13 protein-coding genes, 2 tRNA genes and 2 pseudogenes are annotated in these 19,327 nt (G+C 73.0%); 11 read left to right on the top strand and 6 right to left on the bottom strand.

Annotated elements, in window-relative coordinates:
- Nucleotides 1-61: 61 nt before the first annotated feature.
- Nucleotides 62-1,741 (top strand): long-chain fatty acid--CoA ligase, encoded by a 1,680-nt coding sequence (locus M2163_RS25170; RefSeq protein ID WP_280895096.1) that lies wholly within the window; start codon nucleotides 62-64, stop codon nucleotides 1,739-1,741.
- A 354-nt stretch (nucleotides 1,742-2,095) separates the two neighbouring features.
- On the opposite strand, the gene M2163_RS25165 is transcribed toward M2163_RS25170, so the two are convergent.
- Nucleotides 2,096-3,289 carry an MFS transporter gene (locus M2163_RS25165; RefSeq protein ID WP_280895095.1) on the bottom strand — a complete coding sequence of 398 codons (1,194 nt, stop codon included), beginning with the start codon at nucleotides 3,287-3,289 and terminating at the stop codon, nucleotides 2,096-2,098.
- 136 nt (nucleotides 3,290-3,425) lie between these two features.
- On the opposite strand from M2163_RS25165, the gene M2163_RS25160 reads away from it, so the two are divergent.
- On the top strand, nucleotides 3,426-4,010 hold the full coding sequence (locus tag M2163_RS25160) for a TetR family transcriptional regulator (protein ID WP_280895094.1): 585 nt from the start codon (nucleotides 3,426-3,428) through the stop codon (nucleotides 4,008-4,010).
- A gap of 81 nt (nucleotides 4,011-4,091) precedes the next feature.
- Here M2163_RS25160 and M2163_RS25155 read toward each other — a convergent pair.
- Together M2163_RS25155 and M2163_RS25150 are read right to left on the bottom strand one after the other, a co-directional pair.
- Nucleotides 4,092-8,514, bottom strand: a pseudogene (locus M2163_RS25155) (PAS domain-containing protein).
- A 170-nt stretch (nucleotides 8,515-8,684) separates the two neighbouring features.
- Nucleotides 8,685-9,113, bottom strand: a complete 429-nt coding sequence (locus M2163_RS25150; RefSeq protein WP_280850588.1) for an SSI family serine proteinase inhibitor — start codon at nucleotides 9,111-9,113, stop codon at nucleotides 8,685-8,687.
- A gap of 153 nt (nucleotides 9,114-9,266) precedes the next feature.
- Between M2163_RS25150 and M2163_RS25145 the strand changes: the two genes are divergently transcribed.
- Together M2163_RS25145 and M2163_RS25140 are read left to right on the top strand one after the other, a co-directional pair.
- Nucleotides 9,267-9,357: transfer RNA gene (locus tag M2163_RS25145), tRNA-Ser, on the top strand.
- A 188-nt stretch (nucleotides 9,358-9,545) separates the two neighbouring features.
- Nucleotides 9,546-9,618: transfer RNA gene (locus M2163_RS25140), tRNA-Arg, on the top strand.
- 76 nt (nucleotides 9,619-9,694) lie between these two features.
- Here the strand turns inward: M2163_RS25140 and M2163_RS25135 are convergent.
- From M2163_RS25135 to M2163_RS25125, 3 genes are all read right to left on the bottom strand, one after another.
- Entirely contained in the window at nucleotides 9,695-9,880 is a 186-nt protein-coding gene (locus M2163_RS25135; RefSeq protein WP_280895093.1) for a hypothetical protein, read from the bottom strand.
- A gap of 47 nt (nucleotides 9,881-9,927) precedes the next feature.
- Nucleotides 9,928-10,464, bottom strand: a complete 537-nt coding sequence (locus M2163_RS25130) for a hypothetical protein (RefSeq protein WP_280895092.1) — start codon at nucleotides 10,462-10,464, stop codon at nucleotides 9,928-9,930.
- Between the two features lie 190 nt (nucleotides 10,465-10,654).
- Nucleotides 10,655-11,143, bottom strand: a complete 489-nt coding sequence (locus M2163_RS25125) for a MarR family transcriptional regulator (protein WP_280895091.1) — start codon at nucleotides 11,141-11,143, stop codon at nucleotides 10,655-10,657.
- A gap of 84 nt (nucleotides 11,144-11,227) precedes the next feature.
- Here M2163_RS25125 and M2163_RS25120 point away from each other — a divergent pair, with 84 nt between their 5' ends.
- The 7 genes and pseudogenes from M2163_RS25120 to M2163_RS25090 all read left to right on the top strand — a co-directional run bounded on the left by M2163_RS25120 (nucleotide 11,228) and on the right by M2163_RS25090 (nucleotide 19,284).
- A complete protein-coding gene (locus M2163_RS25120) occupies nucleotides 11,228-11,605 on the top strand; it encodes an HGxxPAAW family protein (protein WP_280850592.1) in 378 nt (125 codons plus the stop codon).
- Between the two features lie 58 nt (nucleotides 11,606-11,663).
- Nucleotides 11,664-12,539, top strand: a complete 876-nt coding sequence (locus tag M2163_RS25115; protein ID WP_280895090.1) for a DUF2797 domain-containing protein — start codon at nucleotides 11,664-11,666, stop codon at nucleotides 12,537-12,539.
- A 16-nt stretch (nucleotides 12,540-12,555) separates the two neighbouring features.
- On the top strand, nucleotides 12,556-13,047 hold the full coding sequence (locus M2163_RS25110) for a hypothetical protein (protein ID WP_280850594.1): 492 nt from the start codon (nucleotides 12,556-12,558) through the stop codon (nucleotides 13,045-13,047).
- A gap of 164 nt (nucleotides 13,048-13,211) precedes the next feature.
- Complete coding sequence (locus tag M2163_RS25105; protein WP_280895089.1) at nucleotides 13,212-13,952, top strand: response regulator transcription factor; 741 nt, start codon at nucleotides 13,212-13,214, stop codon at nucleotides 13,950-13,952.
- Nucleotides 13,949-15,575: pseudogene (locus M2163_RS25100) on the top strand (HAMP domain-containing sensor histidine kinase). The gene M2163_RS25105 and the pseudogene M2163_RS25100 overlap by 4 nt, the downstream one beginning before the upstream one ends.
- A gap of 14 nt (nucleotides 15,576-15,589) precedes the next feature.
- Nucleotides 15,590-17,095, top strand: a complete 1,506-nt coding sequence (locus M2163_RS25095; RefSeq protein WP_280895088.1) for a bifunctional glycosyltransferase family 2/GtrA family protein — start codon at nucleotides 15,590-15,592, stop codon at nucleotides 17,093-17,095.
- Entirely contained in the window at nucleotides 17,095-19,284 is a 2,190-nt protein-coding gene (locus tag M2163_RS25090; RefSeq protein WP_280895087.1) for a glycosyltransferase family 39 protein, read from the top strand. The genes M2163_RS25095 and M2163_RS25090 overlap by 1 nt, the downstream gene beginning before the upstream one ends.
- Nucleotides 19,285-19,327: the final 43 nt, after the last annotated feature.

Here is a 19,327-nt window from a genome sequence, read left to right as displayed (position 1 = left end):
CTAGTGACATACCGCTTGGTATGTGCGCAGAATCGGCGCATCCCTTACTACCGCGTAGGCAATGTCGCCCCGGGAGGACGCCGTGCTGAGCACCATGCAGGACGTACCGCTGCTGATCTCCAGGATCCTGACCCACGGGTCGTCGATCCACGGCACCTCACAGGTGACCACCTGGACCGGCGAGCCGGAGCCGCACCGCCGCTCGTTCGCCGAGGTCGGCGCCCGCGCCGCCCAGCTGGCGCACGCCCTGCGCGAGGACCTCGGCGTCGTCGAGGACGAGCGCGTGGCGACCCTCATGTGGAACAACGCCGAGCATGTCGAGGCCTACTTCGCGATCCCCTCCCTGGGCGCGGTCCTGCACACCCTGAACCTGCGCCTCCCGGCCGACCAGCTGGCCTTCATCGTGGGCCACGCGGCCGACCGGGTCGTCATCGCCAACGGCTCGCTGCTCCCCCTGCTCGCCCCCCTGCTCCCGCACCTGAAGACGGTCGAGCACGTGGTGGTCTCAGGACCCGGCGACCGCTCGGCCCTCGAAGGCTCCCACGCGCGCGTGCACGAGTACGAGGACCTGATCGCCGGCAAGCCCACCAGCTACGACTGGCCCGAGCTGGACGAGCGCCAGGCCGCCGCCATGTGCTACACCTCCGGCACCACGGGCGACCCCAAGGGCGTGGTCTACAGCCACCGTTCGATCTATCTGCACTCCATGCAGGTCAACATGGCCCAGTCGATGGGCCTGACCGACCAGGACACCTCCCTGGTGGTCGTCCCGCAGTTCCACGTCAACGCCTGGGGCCTGCCGCACGCCACCTTCATGACCGGCGTCAACATGCTGATGCCGGACCGCTTCCTGCAACCCGCGCCCCTGGCCGAGATGATCGAGCGCGAGCGGCCCACCCACGCGGCCGCGGTCCCCACCATCTGGCAGGGACTGCTCGGCGAGCTCACCGCCAAGCCGCGGGACGTCTCCTCCCTCACCCAGGTCACCATCGGCGGCTCGGCCTGTCCGCCGTCCCTGATGGAGGCCTTCGACAAGCTGGGCATGCGGGTCTGCCACGCCTGGGGCATGACGGAGACCTCCCCGCTCGGCACCATCGCGCGCCCGCCGGCCCACGTGGCCGGCACGCCCGAGGAGTTCGCGTACCGCCTCACCCAGGGCCGCTTCCCGGCCGGTGTCGAGGCCCGCCTCACCGGCCCCGGCGGCGAGCGCCTCCCCTGGGACGGCGAGTCCGCGGGCGAGCTGGAGGTCCGCGGCCCCTGGATCGCCGGCGCCTACTACAACGGCCCGGACGCCGAACCGCTGCGCCCCGCCGACAAGTTCAGCGAGGACGGCTGGCTGAAGACGGGTGACGTCGGCACGATCTCCGCCGACGGCTTCCTCACCCTCACCGACCGGGCCAAGGACGTCATCAAGTCCGGCGGCGAGTGGATCTCCTCGGTCGAGCTGGAGAACGCCCTGATGTCCCACCCGGACGTCACCGAGGCCGCCGTCGTCGCCGTCCCCGACGACAAGTGGGGCGAGCGGCCCCTGGCCACGGTCGTCCTCAAGGAGGGTTCCACCGCCGACTTCGAGTCCCTGCGCGCGTTCCTGGCGAGCGATGTCTGCAGGATCGCCAAGTGGCAGCTCCCGGAGCGCTGGTCGATCATCGAGGCGGTCCCGAAGACGAGCGTCGGCAAGTTCGACAAGAAGGTGATCCGCAAGCGGTACGCGGAGGGCGAGCTGGACGTCACCCAGCTCTGAGACGCACGAGCGGCACGACGACCGGAGCGCACCGGACGAACACCGGGGCGCTCCGGCCGCTGTACGGCACGGGGTTCGCCGGGGTCCGAGGGCACTCCGGCCGCTGTACGGCACGGGCCTTGCGGGAGCCCGACGGGCGTACGGCACGAGCTTCGCCGGGGTCCGACGGGCACTCCGGCCGCCGTACGGCACGGGGTTTCGCCGCGTGCGACGGGCGCCCCGGCTGCCGTAGGGCACGGGGTTCGCGGGGGTCCGACGGGCACTCCGGCCGCTGTACGGCACGGGGTGCGCCGGGGCCCGACGGGCACCCCGGCCGCCGTACCGCACTGGCCTCGTCGGAGGCCGACCGCGTCCTCACCGCCGTACCGAAGTGGCCAGCCACCCCAGCCCCAGCCACACGCCCGCGACGGCGCACACGCCGCCCCAGCCCCACCAGCCGAAGGCCGAGCCGGCCAGGGCGGACGCGGTCGCGCCGCCGGCGAAACCGGCCACGACGTACGCCGTGTTGGCGGTGGCCGGGGTCGAGGTCGTCGTCAGGGCGAGGGTCTGGTTGGCGACGTGGGAGGCGACCAGGGCCGCGTGGACGGCGATCGCCGCGACGAACAGCGCCCACAGCGCGCGCCCGCCGAGCCAGAACAGCGGCACGGACACCGCGGCGAGCAGATACGCCGACCGCACGACCTTCGCGGCGCCGAAACGGTCCACGAACCCGCCGGCCAGCGGCGCCACCACGCTCGCGGCCAGCCCGAAGAGGCCGAAGAGCCCGGCGGTCGCGGTCGACAGGCCGTAGGACGGGCCGGTCAGCAGGAGGGCCAGCGAGGTCCACAGCGCGCTCCATGCGCCGTACATCCCCGCCTGCCGCACGCACGCGCGCCACAGGTCGGGTGAGCGGCGGACGACGGACGGCAGGGCGGTGAGGCCCGAGAAGAGCCGGCCGGTGCGGTGCACCCGCTCCGCGGGCAGGGCGTACGCCGTCGCGAGCCCGAGGACGGCCGTCAGGGCGGCCGCGCCCACGAACACCACCCGCCAGCCGAAGGCCTGTCCGATCAGCCCGCCGAGCACCCGGGCCGCCACGATCCCGGTGAACAGGCCCGCGATGACGGCCGCGACATGGCGGGCCCGGCGGTCGGCGGGGGCGCGCTGGGCGACCAGCGGGACCAGCAGCTGGGGCACGACGGTGGCCGCGGAGGCGACCAGGACGGCGGCCGCGAGCGCGGTGGTGCCGGTGGCGAGCGCCGCGGCGGTCAGGGCCGCGGTGGTCACCAGGGAGAGGGCGGCGACCAGGCGCCTGCGGTTCACGCTGTCGCCGAGCGGGGCGAAGACGAGCAGCCCGAAGGCGTAGCCGAACTGCGCGACCGAGGCGACCCAGGCCACCGCGGCGGGGGTGGAGCCGTAGTCGCGGGCGATGAGCGGGAGCAGCGGGGCCGCGAGGTAGATGTTGGCGGCGGTGACGGCGGTGCAGACGGCGATGAGGACGAGGAGGAGCGAGCCCGCGTTCCGGACCTGGGTCTCGGCGGGCCGTCCTGTGGTGACGGTTGCTGTCGGCATGACCGGGGGATCCTTCGAGTTCGGTCTTACAACTAACTGGTTGGTTGGACGAATGGCTCAACAGTCTGCGAGTGCCGCCGATTCCCTGTCAACCAAATAGTTGGTTACTTCCTCGCCTCCCTCTACCCTGGGCCCCATGGCAGCAGCAAGGGACCCCGAGGCCACGAAGGCCCGGATCTTCGAGGCGGCGGTCGCCGAGTTCGCCCGCCACGGCATCGCGGGCGCCCGCATCGACCGCATCGCGACCGAGGCCAAGGCCAACAAGCAGCTCATCTACGCCTACTTCGGCAACAAGGCGGAGCTGTTCACCAAGGTCCTGGGCAGGTCCATGCTCGATCTCGCGGTCGCCGTCCCGGTCGACCCGGACGACATCGAGAACTGGATCGACCGCCTCATGGACTACCACGAGGCCCACCCCGAGGTGCTGCGCCTGCTCTTCTGGGAGGGCCTGGAATACGGCGCGACCGGCGAACTGCCGGACGAGGCGGAGCGTCAGGAGCACTACCGCGCGAAGGTCGCCACCCTTGCGGACGGCCAGGCCCGCGGTGTCGTCACCGACGCCATCCCACCCCGCGACCTGCTGTTCCTGTTGATCGCGGTGGCGAACTGGGCGGCGGTGGTGCCGCAGATGAAGCGGATCCTGGTGGGCGGGGAGGCCGGGGACCGGGACCGGCTGAGGGCTTCGGTACGGGAGGCGGCGCGCAGGCTGGTGGCCAGGTGAAGTGGAGGGCCTGGGCCTTCAGGGGCGCGGAGAACGGCGCGACCACCACAACGGACCCGCAGACGACAACCGGCCCGTGAGCTAGTTCGTGCCGATCCGGGCCAGCAGATCGACGATCCGCGCCTGCACCTCAGCACTCGTGGACCGCTCGGCCAGGAACAGCACCGTCTCCCCGGAAGCCAACCGGGGCAGATCCGCCTGATCCACGGCCGCCGTGTACACCACCAACGGCGTCCTGTTGAGCTGCCCGTTCGCCCGCAGCCAGTCCACGATCCCGGTCCGCCGCCGATGCACCTGCATGAGGTCCATCACGACAAGGTTGGGCCTGAGCTGACCGGCCAGGGTCACGGCATCCGCGTCACTGGCCGCCCGGGCGACCTGCATCCCGCGCCGCTCCAAGGTCGCCGTCAGCGCCAGCGCGATCTCCGCGTGCTCCTCGATCAGCAGCACGCGCGGCGGGTGCTGCTCGCTGTCCCGGGGCGCCAGCGCCTTCAGCAGTACGGCGGGGTCGGCGCCGTACGCCGCCTCCCGCGAGGCCTGCCCGAGGCCGGCGGTCACCATGATCGGCACCTCGGACGCCACCGCCGCCTGCCGCAGCGACTGGAGCGCCGTCCGCGTGATCGGCCCGGTCAGCGGGTCCACGAACAGCGCGGCGGGGAACGCGGCGATCTGCGCGTCGACCTCCTCGCGCGACTGCACGATGACGGGCCGGTACCCGCGGTCGCTCAGCGCCTGCTGGGTCGTCACGTCCGGCGCGGGCCACACCAGCAGCCGCCGCGGGTTGTCCAGCGGCTCCGGGGGCAGCTCGTCGTCCATCGGCTGCGGTCGCGGGGTGTCCGGGATCTCGACGGCCCCACCGGGGCCGTCCAGCGGCTCGGGCCCCTCGGCCGCGTTCTCGTCCGGTGCCCCTATGGCGTACGACCGCCCGGCCGCCTCGGTGGCGTGCGCCAGCCGTGACTGACCCGCGAGCGACGGCTGCGGCTGCGGGGCCTGCGCCGGTACGGACTGTTCGGCCGCCGGGTGCGGACGCGCTCCCTGCTCCGGGGCCGTCGTCGCGGCGGCGGGGTCGGGCCGGGTGCCGAGCTTGCGCCGCCGCCCCGAACCACCGGGCTGGTGCGGGGGAGGCGTGGCCGCACCCGGCTGCTGCACCTGGGCTGCCTGCCGGGTGAACGGAACCCCCTGACCGAGGGTCCGCACGCTGATCGCCCGCCCCTGGGTGGAGTTCGGGTCGACGGGCGCGGCGGGGGCCGCCGCGGCCTCGGCGGGCAGCGGCTGCGCCGGAACCGGCTGCGCCGGCACGGGCGTACCCGGCGGCGGAGTGGGCTGACCGGCCGCCGGAGCCTGCGCGGGCTGGGAAGCGGGCTGGGCAGCGGGCTGGTTCGGGGGTACGGCGGTGGCGGCGCCGTTCGCCGGTACGGGGGTGTCCTGGCCGCCCGGCCACGGCTGGGGAGCGGGAGGAGGGGTCTGGGCCGCCGGCCGGGGTGCCTCGGCGGGGAGGGGGCCGCCGGGGGCCGGGAGGGGCGAGGCCGGGGCGGGTGCGGTCTGCGCGATCAGGCCGGCCTGACCGGTCGCGTTCTGCACCGGGACACCCGGGAATCCGTCCGGCGCCACCATGCCGGGGACCTGCTGGGCCGGAGCCGCGGGAACGCCCGCCGGCACGGCTGCCTGGACACCCTGGCCGGCCTGAGCGGGAACCCCCTCCGCGGGCTGGGCCACGGCCCGTCGGCGGCGGCCCGTCGGCGCGGTGGTGGGGTGCGGCTGCGGCGGGGTGTGGTCGTGGGCCTGGTCGTGCGGCACGGCGTCGTGCCGGCCGTCGTCACCGTGACCCGCGGCGGGGAGGGGCTGCGCGAGGCCACCGGCGGGAACGGGGGCGGAGGGCTGACCGCCGGGGGTCTGGACGGGGCCGCCGGGCACCTGCACGGCACCGGGGACCTGGGCCTGGGCCGGCGCCTGGATCTGACCGGGCACCTGCGGCTGCACCGGGACCTGTCCCTGGCCAGGCATGTGGGGTTGGCCGGGGGCGGGTACCTGTCCCGGGATCTGACCGGGCACCCCCGTCTGGGGCTGGGGCTGAGGCTGTCCCTGGGGCTGGACCTGGGCCAGGGCCGCCGCGTCCGTGGCGTCGGCCGGCCGGTCCGCGTCGGCGGGCGGAAGGGCGAAGACCGAGCGGGGGGCCGCCTCCTGCGCCGCCGCACGCTCCGACGCGGCCGCGAGAGCACGCCGTCGGCGCCCGTCCTGCTGCGGTGCGCCGTCACCGGGCGGAACCTGCCCGGCGACCTGGAGCTCACCCTGCGGCCGGCCCGGCTCGCCGGAACCGCCCGCGGGCAACGCCGCCGGCAGCGCATGCTGTTCGCCACCCTCGGGCCGGGCCCGCCGCCCGGCCGGTACGGGCACGCCCTGCGGCGGTACGGTCCCGCCGAGACCGGTGCCCGCCGCAGCGGACCCGGCACCGTGCTCGCCGGCCATCACCACGGCACCCTCGGACACCCCGGCCTCAGCCGCCTCGGCACCTTCGGCGGGACGCCCACGGCGCCGCCCGGTACCGCCGGACCCGTCCCCGTCGTCGCCGGAGGCCTGCGCCGGTACGGACACGGGCTGCTCCGGCCCGGCCGCCGCACGCCGCCTGCGCCGCCCGGTCGGGGGCACGGACTCGTCGGTCCCGGCACCGGCCCCGCTCCCGGGCGGGACGTCGGCGTCCAGGAAGGAGTCGGTGGAGGAGCGCCGGGCGCGCCGCCGCCCGCCGCCCTCGGCAGGCGCGGTCTCCGTCGGGGCGCCCTCCACGGGGGGAGCCTCCGCGGGGGCGGCCTCCAGCGCGGCCGGACCGGGAACCGCGACGGCCCCTGCCCCGGCACCGATGGGCACTTCGAGGACGTACGCGCTGCCGCTCATGCCCGGCACCTCGTGCGTCTGGAGCACACCGCCGTGGGCGCGCACGATCCCGCGCACGATCGGCTCGTGCACCGGGTCTCCCCCGGCGTACGGCCCGCGCACCTCGATGCGTACGCTCTCGCCGCGCAGCGCGGCCGCCACCACGACCGTGTTGTCCATGTAACCGCCCGCGGACACGGGGGAGTTCCCGGTCGCGTCGACCCCGGCCACGTCCGCGATGAGATGGGCGAGCGCGGTCGCGAGGCGCTGGGCGTCGACCTCGGCCTCGATGGGCGGCGCGTGCACGGCGAACTGGACGCGCCCCGGCCCGATGAGCTCGACCGCGCCGTCCACACCGGCGGCGACGACCGCGTCGAGCATGACGTTCGTACGGTGGACGACGTCGGCGCCCGCGTCGAGGCGCTGGTAGCCGAGGACGTTGTCGATGAGGTTGGTGATGCGGGAGTAGCCGGCCGAGAGGTGGTGCAGGACCTGGTTGGCCTCGGGCCACAGCTGCCCGGGCGTCGTCGGCGGCGAGTGCGGACAGTTCGCGGCGCAGTTCGTCGAGGGGCCCGCGCAGGGAGCGTCCGAGCAGCGTCAGCAGCTGATCGTGCCGGCCGGCGAGGGCCTCGTAGCGGTCCTTCTCCCGCTCCCCGAGCGCGGCGTACCGCTCCTCGCCGGCGGCGAGCTCCTCGGCGTGCCGCTCCTGGAGCTCCTCCAGCTCGGTGATGTGCTTCTGGCGCAGCGCGGTCAGCTCGGAGGCGTGCTCCTCCTCGAGCCGCTCCAGCTCCTCCGCGTGGGCCTTCTCGGCGGCGGACTTCTCGTCGGCGAGGGCGTCGTAGGGCCGCCGGTCGGTGAAGGTGAGCACGGCGCCGACGAGCTGGTCGCCGTCGCGCACGGGCGCCGTCGTCAGGTCGACGGGGACCTTGTCGCCCTTCTTGGACCACAGCACCTGCCCGCGCACCCGGTGCTTGCGCCCGGAGCGCAGGGTGTCGGCGAGCGGGGACTCCTCGTACGGGAAGGGGGTGCCGTCGGCGCGGGAGTGCAGGATGAGGTCGTGGAGTTCGCGGCCGCCGAGGTCGCTGGCCCGGTAACCCAGTATCTGGGCGGCGGCCGGATTGACGAGCACGATCCGCCCGTCGGTGTCGGTCCCCACGACCCCCTCGGCCGCGGCCCGCAGGATCATCTCGGTCTGCCGCTGCGAACGGGCCAGCTCGGCCTCGGTGTCGACGGTCCCCGTCAGATCCCGTACGACCAGCATGAGCAGCTCGTCGCCGCTGTAGCCGTAACCGTCGTAGGCCTGCTGGCCGTTCTCCAGATTGGCGCTGGTGACCTCGACGGGGAACTCGCTGCCGTCGGTCCTGCGCGCCACCATCCGGGTCGGCTTGGTCCGCCCGCGCGGGTCCATGTGGTCGGGCCGCCGCATGGAGCCGGGGATGAGCCGCGAGTCGAACTGCGGCAGCAGATCGAGCAGCCCGCGCCCCACCAGGGCCGTCCCGGGCGCCTCGAAGGCCTCCAGGGCGATGGTGTTGGCGTTGACGACGGTCCCATTGGCGTTGACCAGCACCAACGCGTCGGGAAGCGCGTCGAGTATGGCTGCGAGGCGAGCAGCGCCTCGGGATGGCCTGCTGCTCACGAGACGCTTCCTCCCTGTTACCGCACCTTGCCGACCGTTCGGGCCATCTTGCCAAGGGGCCCGCGACGTGTCACGCGAGGGAGTCTAAGCGCAGCGGTTGTGCGGGGGTGCCGGATGAGAGGGAGGTCGCACGACGAAGTGAAGCAGAACGTGTGACCGCATCCCGGGGGCTAGGTGTCCATGCCGGGGAGGAGGGGCACGAACCGCTCCCAGCGCGCGGTCTCGCACCCGTTGCTCCGGTCGAACCGGGCGTCCACGGGGCGACCGGCCCAGGTCCCGGTGACATGGGCGGTGGCGGGGCCGCCGTAGAGCATCGTGCAGACGCTGCCCTCGGGGACGGGGGCGAAGGTGTCCTTGCCCCACCGGGTGTTCCGCTCCAGGGCGGCGCAGGCGCCGGACGCGTCGGGGTGGGTCCCGCGGGAGGGGTGGCAGTCGACCTCGAAGGTCCCGTCGGCGCCACCGCCCGCGTCCCGGACGGTGACGGTGAGATGGTCGCCCGCCTCGGCGTACGCCGTCGCGGGTGTGGGGGCGAGGGCGGCGAGGAAGAGCGGGAGCGGACCCAGCCGTGCGAGCCGGCCGAGCCGGATGACGTAGGACATGCCCTGACTAACGGCGGGCGGCGCCGTTCGTTGCGCGGAAGCGCTTTGCCCTGCGCCCCGCCCGCCTAGTACCGTGGGAGCCGATTGGTGGCACGACCTCCGGCTGTGTCATCATCTGCACGCACCACTCGCGCTCGCGCGGGCGGCTGTGCTGGAGGCGTCGCCTAGTCCGGTCTATGGCGCCGCACTGCTAATGCGGTTTGGGACTTAAATCCCATCGAGGGTTCAAATCCCTCCGCCTCCGCGCAAGATCACCGAAGCCCCGGTCCCAGTGACCGGGGCTTCGTTGTTCCCAGCTCGCTCAGATGTGCGTTTGTGCAGGTCACAAGGGGTATGGCTAACGGATTTCACATGCGACCGGCAGTCATGTAATGTTCTTCCTGTCGCCGCGAGCGGCCCGGAAGGGCAAGGAGCGGCGAAAAAACAGAACAAGCACTCGTAGCTTAACGGATAGAGCATCTGACTACGGATCAGAAGGTTGCAGGTTCGAATCCTGCCGAGTGCACAGCAGTCAAAGCCCCCTCGGGATCATCCCGGAGGGGGCTTTGTCGTGTCGTGGGACAGAGGGATGTGACGAGGGCTCATGCGGTGCTCGTGGCCAGGCTGTGGAAGGCCTGGGTGGTGCGGGGGTGGGCCAGTTCGTCGAGGAGGTGGCGCCAGTCGGGGTCGGTGGGGGCCGGGTGGGCCTCGTCCCAGGCGGTGAGGACCGCGGCCAGGTCGTTCTCGGGGGAGGTCTTGACCTGCGGGGAGGACGGGAGCTGGTTCATGGGAGTTCCTTCCGGATGAGGCCGGGGTCTGCACCCCGGCGGGGCTTTCAGCAGGCCGGGGCCACCGTGGTGCGCGGCAGGGACGGGCGGGGCAGGGGGACGACGGTGCCGGACGGGCGTCCGGCCTTGCGGGTGCCCGCGAAGACGTACAGGCGCAGGACCAGGAAGCGGCCGGTGCCGGCCAGCGCGGAGGCGCTGAGGTAGACCGCCTGTTCCGTGAACATCCCGGGAGTCGACCGGATCAGGTGGAGCAGGAACATCGCGGCACAGGTGACGACGTACGCGGCGGCCGCCGAGCCGGAGGACTGGAGGTGCCTGCGCAGTCCGGGGCGGCGGCCGGTGCCGAAGGTGAACAGGGCGTGCAGCTCGGTGCACAGGAGCGTGGAGGCCACGGTGACGACCGCGTTCGCCATGGCCCACGGCATCGTCGTCGCGACCAGCGGTACGGCGAGGCTGGAGAGGACGCCGATTCCGCCGCCGCAGACGACGAAGCGCACGAAGGAGGCGACGGGGCCGGGCGGGGAGGGCAACGGCGACCGGGACTGAGAGCGGGGCTGGGGCCGGTCTGTCGGCTGCGGCTCCATGCGGGTTTCCTCCGGCTCGCCGTTCGCTGGTCGATCCGCTGGATCCCGGGTGGACCAGCCGTGATCAACGATGCCGTCGCGGGCCCTAAGAAACGATGGAGCGCACTCCCGGACCGGAGGTAGGGCTGGCTGCACCCCCGGGGTGGGGTGCCCCCGCCGTTCGACCCCGCACCGCCACTCGCCTCGCCCCCTACTCGCCCCCCGCGTCCTTCGCCCGCAGCTCCTCGATATAGGCGAGCGCCAGGTTCGTCGAGCGGCTGAACCAGTCGTGGAGCACGGCGATCTCGTCGGGGGAGTACTCCGCGAAGACGGCGTCGAGACGGTCGTAGTACGGCTGGTAGAGGGCGACGACCTTGGCCACGGCATCGGGCCGCGCGGCGACCCGGACGCGGCGGCGGTCGGCGGGGTCGGGGACGCGGGTGACGTAGCCGCCGCGTTCGAGGCGGTTGAGGATGCCCGTGACCGCGCCGGTCGTGACGTGGGCGTGCTCGGCGAGGTCGCCCGCGGTGAGGAGGTTCTCGCCCGCCTTCAGGACGCAGGCGAAGCTCAGCAGGTCGGTCACGTTCAGGCCCAGCCGCTGGGCTATCTCCTGCTGGCCGAGGTGGGCGGTGGCGATGAAGAAGTCCATCGCCTCCAGTGCCTGGGCCGGAGTGGCGGCGGGGCGGGGCTCGGCGGGCATCGGAATCCTTATTCCCTTAGTGCGTGAGAGGTTTCTGAGCTAAATTTCTTAGGAGGTGAGAGAAAGTGCGGTCGAGGAGGATCTGTGAGTGCACATCAGTATGACGAGGGGCACACGGTCGCCGGGTGGAGCGGAGTTGCCGTCGCCACCGTGGGGACGTCCGTGCTGGGGGTGGGGGTGTGCACGGTCTCCGGCGCGCTGATCGCCGTCGGTCTCGTGATCACCGCGGCGAGCGCCCTCGTGACCTGGGCCCTGCATCTGTCCGGCTGGGGCAAGCCGCCGGGCCGTCGGCCGCGCGAGCAGTGGGGGATGCGGGTGCGGGACACCGGCGCCCGGCAGGGGCACCCGGGGTGCGTCGGATGCCGCATGGCCGGACGGGGCCGCGCGCGGACCGGGGTGGTCGGAGCGACGTCGGAACCGGCGGTGTCCGCGGAGCCGTTGCCCGTCGAGTCGGTGGGCTGACCGGGACCCTCGATCTCGTGCGGGCCGTTGTCAGTGGTGCCCCCTACTCTCGTGAGGGATGGCACAGGGATGGAAGTGCTCGGGGTTGTCGTGGTCGGCGGACGGGCCCGTGCTGCGCTGGGACGGTGGCCGGCACAGTGCGCTGACCCGGGGGAAGCGGGTGGCCTTCGGGGTCGCGGAGGGGGGTGTGCGGACCTGTGTGGGAGCGCGGGGGCACGTGTGTCCGGCACGGGCCGCGGTGTCGGGGCGCAGCACGGGGGCGCGGTGCGAGGAGTGTGCGCGCCTTGACCGGGCGCACTCCGTGGCCGCCGACACGCTCACGGACGACCCCCGGCCGTACCGGGTGTATCTGGCGTGGTTCGGGCCCGGCATGGTCAAGGTCGGCATCACGGCCCACCAGCGGGGCTCCGCGCGCCTGTTGGAGCAGGGGGCCGTCTGCTTCAGCTGGCTCGGCACCGGTCCGCTGATGGCCGCGCGGCGCACCGAGGAACTGCTGCGGGCGGCGCTCTCGGTGCCCGACCGCATTCCGTACGGCGCCAAGCGGGCCGTACGGTCCGCCCTGCCGGGGTCGGCCGGCGAGCGGGCGGCCGAGCTCGCCGGACTGCACGCGCGGGCGGTGGCGCTGGGCGGCTGGCCGGACTCCCTGGAGCGCGCACCGTACCGACCGGTCGACCATGTCGAGATCTTCGGCCTCGCCGCACTGCCCGCCGCCCTGGGTGAGGTGAGCGAGCTCGTCGCGGGCGGGTCGGTGGGCGGGCGGCTGCGCGCGGCCGCCGGACCCGACCTGCACCTGGAGACGGAGGGCGGTGCGGTCGTCGTACTGGACACCCGGCTGATGACGGGGTGGGAACTGGTTCCGGCCGACGGGGTGGACATCAGCGTGCCGGTGAGAGAGTTCAAGGAGGCGGCGGGGGTACAGGACGGGTTGTTCTGACGAGGGGGGAGCCGGGATGGACGTCACCGTGCAGTGGATACGCACGTCGTGGACGAAGCGGTCCCGGGGCGGCGAGGCCGCCACCAGGAGGAACGCGGCCCCGGTCGGCTTCGCGCTGCCGCCCTCCGCGGTGCGGCGGGCCGGGGAGCCGTTCGTCCACGCGGTCAGCATGGACGAGCGGGACGACTTCGTGCCGCACGGCCGGCAGGGTGACAGCCTCCGCGGGGTCGACGTGCAACTCCGCGAGGCGGACCGGCGGTTGCGCGTCCTGCCCAGGGTGCGTCCGATGTTCGGGGTGCCGCCCCGGCCGCGGCGGCGCCCGGGCGTGCGGCTCGAGCCCGGCCAGTGGGTGCGGTGGCGGCTCAACTACCGCTTCAGCAGCGCCGCCGGGGTGCGGGACTGGTCGTACTGGCTGGACACCTTCAACATCGCCTACGGCCCCGTCGGCACCGAGGTGTTCCTGGGGGCGCCGACGGTCGAGGTGGACGAGCAGGGGCCGGTCCGGTAGCGGGCGGAGTGGGCAGAGTGGGCGGAGTCCGGGCGACGATGCCCCGTCCGTCCCGTCGGACCAGGACGTTCCCAGGGGTTCCCTGAGAGCCGCCTGTGCGTTTCTCAGGGAAATCACAGACTGCCGAAAGGGTGCTCTCAGGGGGCCCCGACATGGTGTTCACCATGACCACGACCTCGCCCCAGGGGCGCACCGAACTGCTGAGGCCGGACGGGAGCCCCGTCCGCGTGCTTGTGGTGGACGACGAGCTGTCGATCACCGAACTGCTGTCCATGGCCCTGCGCTACGAGGGCTGGCAGATCCGCAGCGCGGGTGACGGCACGGGCGCCGTCCAGACCGCGCGGGAGTTCCGGCCCGACGCCGTGGTCCTGGACATGATGCTCCCGGACATGGACGGCCTCACCGTCCTGGGGCGGCTGCGCCGCGAACTGCCGGACGTGCCCGTGCTGTTCCTGACGGCGAAGGACGCCGTGGAGGACCGTATCGCCGGGCTCACCGCCGGTGGCGACGACTACGTCACCAAGCCGTTCAGCCTCGAAGAGGTCGTGGCCCGGCTGCGCGGACTCATCCGCCGCTCCGGCGCGGCCGACCGCCGCTCCGACTCCGTGCTGGTCGTCGGCGACCTCACCCTCGACGAGGACAGCCACGAGGTCGCGCGGGCCGGGGAGAACATCCACCTCACCGCGACCGAGTTCGAGCTCCTGCGGTTCCTGATGCGCAACCCCCGGCGGGTGCTGAGCAAGGCGCAGATCCTCGACCGGGTGTGGTCGTACGACTTCGGCGGCCAGGCCAACGTCGTCGAGCTCTACATCTCCTACCTGCGCCGGAAGATCGACGCGGGACGTGAGCCGATGATCCACACCCGGCGCGGCGCCGGTTACCTGATCAAGCCCGCCGCCTCATGAGCGGGCGACGACGGCCGCGGGCGCAGCAGCGGGCAGGGCGAGCAGGCAAGCCGCGCACGCTGCGGACGCGGCTCGTCGTCGCGTCGGTGGTGCTGATCGCCGTGGTCTGCTCGGTGATCGGCACCGTGACGACACTGGCACTGCGGTCGCATCTGTACGACCAGCTGAGCGGCAAGCTCAACGAGGCCGCGTCGCGGGCGGCGCCCCGCGACTTCCCGCCCGGGCAGCTCGGCAACGGCGACAACGACGAGGACAAGCCCGTCGGGCAGGGCAACCGGCTGAGCACTCCCGCCAAGTTCGTCACCGGCCCGGGGCCGGACGGCACCATCGCGGCCAAGGTGGAGAAGGGCACGATCACCGACGCCAAGCGCGGCGTGAAGTCCGACCAGAACTTCGAGATGACCGCCGAGAACCTCACGGCCGCCCAGATCAAGGCACTCGACGCGGGTCCCCAAGGACAACAAAGAGCACAAGGTCGAGCTCCCCGGCATCGGCGACTACCTCGTCCGGTACGCCACCAACGACACCTCCGCCTACTACGTGGCCGTCCCCACCCAGGACATCGACGCCACCATCGACACCCTGATCCTCGTCGAGGTCAGCGTCACCGCCGCAGGTCTCGGCGCCGCCGTCATCGCCGGTTACGTCCTCGTCGGCCTCGCCACCCGCCCCCTGCGCAAGGTCGCCCACACCGCCACCCGGGTCTCCGAACTGCCCCTCCACACCGGCGAGGTGAACCTCAGCGAGCGGGTGCCCGAGTCGGAGTGCGACCCGCACACCGAGGTCGGCCAGGTCGGCTCCGCGCTGAACCGGATGCTGGACCACGTCCACGGCGCCCTGCACGCACGGCAGCAGAGCGAGATGCGGGTACGGCAGTTCGTGGCCGACGCCAGTCACGAGCTCAGAACTCCGCTCGCCTCCATCCGCGGGTACGCCGAGCTCACCCGGCGCGGCAGGGAACAGGTCGGCCCCGACACCCGGCACGCGCTCGGCCGTATCGAGTCCGAGGCGGGCCGGATGACGCTGCTCGTGGAGGATCTGCTGCTGCTCGCGCGGCTGGACGCCGGGCGGCCGCTCCAGTTCGAGCAGACCGACCTCGTCCCGCTCGTCGTGGACACCATCAGCGACGCCCGCGCGGCCGGCATGGACCACAACTGGCGCCTTGACCTGCCCGACGAACCCGCCCTCGTCTCCGGTGACGCGGCCCGGCTCCAGCAGGTGCTCATCAACCTGCTCGGCAACGCCCGCAAGCACACCCCGCCGGGTACGACGGTCACCGCGCGCGTGCAGCGCCGCGGACCGTGGATGTGCGTGGACGTCGAGGACAACGGCCAGGGCATCCCGTCCGACCTGCTCCCGCACGTCTTCGAACGGTTCGCACGCGGTGACTCCGCGCGCTCCCGCGCCACCGGGTCCACCGGTCTCGGCCTCGCCATCGTGCAGGCCGTCGCGACCGCGCACGGCGGCGCGGTGACCGTGGACAGCGTGCCGGGGCGGACCGTGTTCACCGTGCACCTGCCCGCGGTCGGGCCCGCGGCCCCCCGCCCGGCGCCCGAAACCAACTGGCAACCGCACTCACAGGCACAGCACAGCGCCGCCATATGGGTGCAACAGGGGGCTTGACCAGAGTCGTTCCCATGCGAACCGACTCTTCTCCCGGCACCCTGCCGGCGCGGGAGCACCTCCCGGCCGGCGACGCCGGTACGCCTGTCCTGGACGTAGTGATCCCCGTCTACAACGAGGAGAAGGACCTCCAGCCGTGTGTGCTGAGACTGCACGAGCACCTCAAGCGCACCTTCCCGTACGCGTTCCGCATCACCATCGCGGACAACGCGTCGACGGACACCACTCCCCTGGTGTCGCGGCGGCTGGAGGCGGAGATCGTTGAGGTCAGGGCCTTCCGGCTGGAGCAGAAGGGCCGCGGCCGGGCGCTGCGGACCGTCTGGTCCGCCTCGGACGCCCCGGTCCTCGCCTACATGGACGTGGACCTGTCCACCGACCTCAACGCCCTGCTGCCGCTGGTGGCCCCGCTGATCTCGGGCCACTCCGACCTGGCGATCGGCTCCCGGCTCGCCCGCAGCTCCCGGGTGGTGCGCGGCCCCAAGCGCGAGTTCATCAGCCGCGCCTACAACCTCATCCTGCGCGGCTCCCTCCAGGCCCGCTTCTCCGACGCCCAGTGCGGATTCAAGGCCATCCGGCGTGACGTGGCGCAGGTCCTGCTGCCGCTCGTCGAGGACACCGGCTGGTTCTTCGACACCGAGATGCTGGTCATCGCCGAGCGCGCGGGGCTGCGTATCCACGAAGTGCCCGTCGACTGGGTCGACGACCCGGACTCCACCGTCCACATCGTGAAGACGGCGACCGAGGACCTCAAGGGCGTGTGGCGGGTGGGCAAGGCCCTGGCGAGCGGATCGCTGCCGCTGGACCGGATCACCCGGCCCTTCGGTGACGACCCGCGCGACCGCGAGATCCAGGACGTGCCGAAGGGACTGGCCCGCCAGCTCGTCGGGTTCTGCGTGGTCGGCGGTCTGTCGACCCTCTTCTACCTCGTCCTCTACAGCGCCTTCCGGCAGTTCGGCGGCTCCCAGATCGCCAACACGCTGGCCCTGCTGGTCTCCGCGGTCGCCAACACCGCCGCCAACCGGCGTCTGACCTTCGGGGTGCGCGGGCGGGGCGGTGCCGTCCGGCACCAGGCGCAGGGCCTGGTCGTCTTCGGCATCGGCCTCGCGCTGACCAGCGGATCGCTCGCCGCGCTCAACGCGGCCAGCAGCGACCCCGCGCACTCCACCGAGCTGGCGGTGCTGATCGCCGCCAACCTCGCGGCGACCGTGCTGCGCTTCCTGCTCTTCCGGGCCTGGGTCTTCCCCGACCGCGACGACGACCGGCCCCGGTCCACCGTCGTCGCCGCCCACACCCCGGCCTCGCCTGCCTTCTCCACCCAGCGGCTCCCGCAGGAGCCTTACGAGCCGCTGCCCCAGCGCCCCACGGCACAGCAGTACGCCCCGACGCCGTACACGCCGGCGTCCCCGTACGACACGACCGAGTTCCGCGCCGGTGAAGCCGCGGAGCAGCGCTCCTGGAAGGACGCCACCGTGCGGTTGCAGCCGGTGCGCCCGACCGACACCGACCCGAGGAAGCCCTGATGACCACGCAGACCGACCGTCCGACCCAGCAGGGTTCCGGGTGGGGTCCGGCGGCGACGGCCCCCGGGGCGCCGGCCGCCGTCCCGGCGCCCTCGTCCGGTGAACCCCGGCAGCCCTTCGTGCGCAGACTGTGGCGCGGCCGCCCCGAGGACCCCCGCTGGGCGCGCCCGGCCTTCCTCGGCCTGCTGGCCGTGACCCTCCTGCTCTACCTGTACAACCTGAGCTCCTCCGGCTACGCCAACTCCTTCTACTCGGCGGCGGTCCAGGCGGGATCGCAGTCCTGGAAGGCGTTCTTCTTCGGCTCGCTGGACGCGGGCAACGCGATCACCGTCGACAAGCCCCCGGCCTCGCTGTGGCCGATGGAGCTGTCGGTGCGGATCTTCGGCCTGAACTCCTGGGCGATCCTGGCCCCCGAGGTCCTCATGGGCGTCGGCACGGTCGCCGTCGTCCACGCCTCCGTGCGCCGCCGGTTCAGCCCCGCGGCCGGTCTGATCGCGGGCGCCGTGCTCGCGCTCACCCCCGTCGCGGCGCTGATGTTCCGGTTCAACAACCCCGACGCCATGCTGGCCCTGCTCATGGCGGTGGCCTGCTATCTCGTGGTCCGCGCCCTGGAGGACGGCCGTACGAAGTGGCTGCTGTGGGCCGGTGCCGCGATCGGCTTCGCGTTCCTCGCCAAGACCCTCCAGGCCTTCCTGATCCTGCCGCCGCTGGCGATCGTCTACGCCGTCTGCGCGCCGGTCTCCGTCAAGAAGCGGTTCGGTCAACTGGCGGCAGCCACCGCGGCGTTGGTCGTCTCCGGCGGCTGGTGGGTGGCGATCGTCGAGCTGTGGCCCGCCTCCTCCCGCCCCTACATCGGCGGCTCCCAGAACAACTCCTTCCTGGAACTGACCTTCGGCTACAACGGCCTCGGCCGCCTCAACGGCGACGAGACCGGCTCCGTCGGCGGAGGCGGCGGCGCGGGAGGCACCGGGCAGTGGGGCGAGACCGGCTGGGACCGGATGTTCAACTCCGAGATCGGCGGTCAGATCTCCTGGCTGCTGCCGGCCGCGCTGATCCTGCTCGTCGCCGGTCTGGTGGCGACCCGCAGGCTCAAGCGGACGTCGGTGACCCGCGGTTCGTTCCTGGTCTGGGGCGGCTCGCTGCTGATGACCACGGTCGTCTTCAGCTACATGGCGGGCATCTTCCACCAGTACTACACGGTGGCCCTCGCCCCCTACCTGGCGGCCGTGATCGGCATGGGCGCGGGGCTCCTGTGGGAGAGGCGCGCCGAACTGTGGGCGTCGATCACCCTCGCGGCCTCGGTCGTGGCGGCGGCCGCCTGGAGCTACGTCCTCCTCAACCGCACCTCCGACTACCTGCCCTGGCTGAAGTACCTGGTCCTGATCGGCGGCCTGGTCGCCGCGCTCGGCCTGATCTTCGCGGGCCGGCTCAGCCGGCGACTCGCCCTCGCCGCGGCCTCCCTGGGCCTGGTGGCGGCCCTGGCCGGCCCGACGGCGTACACCCTGAGCACCCTCCAGGAGGGCCACACCGGTTCCATCGTGACGGCGGGCCCGGCGGGCGCGTCCATGATGGGCGGCGGCGGTCCGGGCGGCGGTGGCCGCGGCGGCTTCGGCGGCGGCATGCCGGGCCAGCAGGGCCAGCAGCAGAACGGCAACGGCAACACGCAGGGCGGTGGCACCGGCGGCTTCCCCGGCGGCGGCATGCCCGGTGGGCAGGGCCAGAACCAGCAGAACGGCAACGGCGGCACCCAGAACCAGCAGGGCGGCCCCGGCGGACAGACCGGCGACGGTGGCGGCATGGGCGGCGGTGGCGTCGGCGGCCTGCTGAACGGCGCGAGCGTCAGCTCCGAGGCCAAGAAGCTGCTGGAGACCGACTCGTCGAAGTACACCTGGGTCGCGGCGGCCATCGGCGCCCAGAACGCGGCGAGCTACCAGCTCTCCACCGGCGACCCGGTGATGGCGATCGGCGGCTTCAACGGCACCGACCCGTCCCCGACGCTGGCCCAGTTCAAGGAGTACGTGGCGGACGGGAAGATCCACTACTTCATCTCCGGCGGCTCGGGCGGCGGCATGGGCGGCAGCAGCAGCGGTACGTCCTCGCAGATCACCTCGTGGGTCGAGGCCAACTTCAAGAAGGTCACGGTCGGTTCGGCCACCTTCTACGACCTCACCCAGAAGGCGAGCGGCTGACGGTTCCCGAAGGAAGAAGGGCGGTGGCCTCGGTCACCGCCCT

This window comes from Streptomyces sp. SAI-135 (assembly GCF_029893805.1).
In the GTDB taxonomy this organism is placed as follows: Bacteria; Actinomycetota; Actinomycetes; order Streptomycetales; family Streptomycetaceae; genus Streptomyces.
This window is presented reverse-complemented; position numbering and strand designations above follow the sequence as displayed.

What these genes read in the sequence shown, in the direction of transcription:
- M2163_RS25170 (WP_280895096.1), top strand. Translation starts at nt 62, where the DNA reads ATGTCGCCCCGGGAGGACGCCGTGCTGAGCACCATGCAGGACGTACCG.
- M2163_RS25165 (WP_280895095.1), bottom strand. Translation starts at nt 3,289, where the DNA reads ATGCCGACAGCAACCGTCACCACAGGACGGCCCGCCGAGACCCAGGTC.
- M2163_RS25160 (WP_280895094.1), top strand. Translation starts at nt 3,426, where the DNA reads ATGGCAGCAGCAAGGGACCCCGAGGCCACGAAGGCCCGGATCTTCGAG.
- M2163_RS25150 (WP_280850588.1), bottom strand. Translation starts at nt 9,113, where the DNA reads ATGTCCTACGTCATCCGGCTCGGCCGGCTCGCACGGCTGGGTCCGCTC.
- M2163_RS25135 (WP_280895093.1), bottom strand. Translation starts at nt 9,880, where the DNA reads ATGAACCAGCTCCCGTCCTCCCCGCAGGTCAAGACCTCCCCCGAGAAC.
- M2163_RS25130 (WP_280895092.1), bottom strand. Translation starts at nt 10,464, where the DNA reads ATGGAGCCGCAGCCGACAGACCGGCCCCAGCCCCGCTCTCAGTCCCGG.
- M2163_RS25125 (WP_280895091.1), bottom strand. Translation starts at nt 11,143, where the DNA reads ATGCCCGCCGAGCCCCGCCCCGCCGCCACTCCGGCCCAGGCACTGGAG.
- M2163_RS25115 (WP_280895090.1), top strand. Translation starts at nt 11,664, where the DNA reads ATGGCACAGGGATGGAAGTGCTCGGGGTTGTCGTGGTCGGCGGACGGG.
- M2163_RS25110 (WP_280850594.1), top strand. Translation starts at nt 12,556, where the DNA reads ATGGACGTCACCGTGCAGTGGATACGCACGTCGTGGACGAAGCGGTCC.
- M2163_RS25105 (WP_280895089.1), top strand. Translation starts at nt 13,212, where the DNA reads ATGACCACGACCTCGCCCCAGGGGCGCACCGAACTGCTGAGGCCGGAC.
- M2163_RS25095 (WP_280895088.1), top strand. Translation starts at nt 15,590, where the DNA reads ATGCGAACCGACTCTTCTCCCGGCACCCTGCCGGCGCGGGAGCACCTC.
- M2163_RS25090 (WP_280895087.1), top strand. Translation starts at nt 17,095, where the DNA reads ATGACCACGCAGACCGACCGTCCGACCCAGCAGGGTTCCGGGTGGGGT.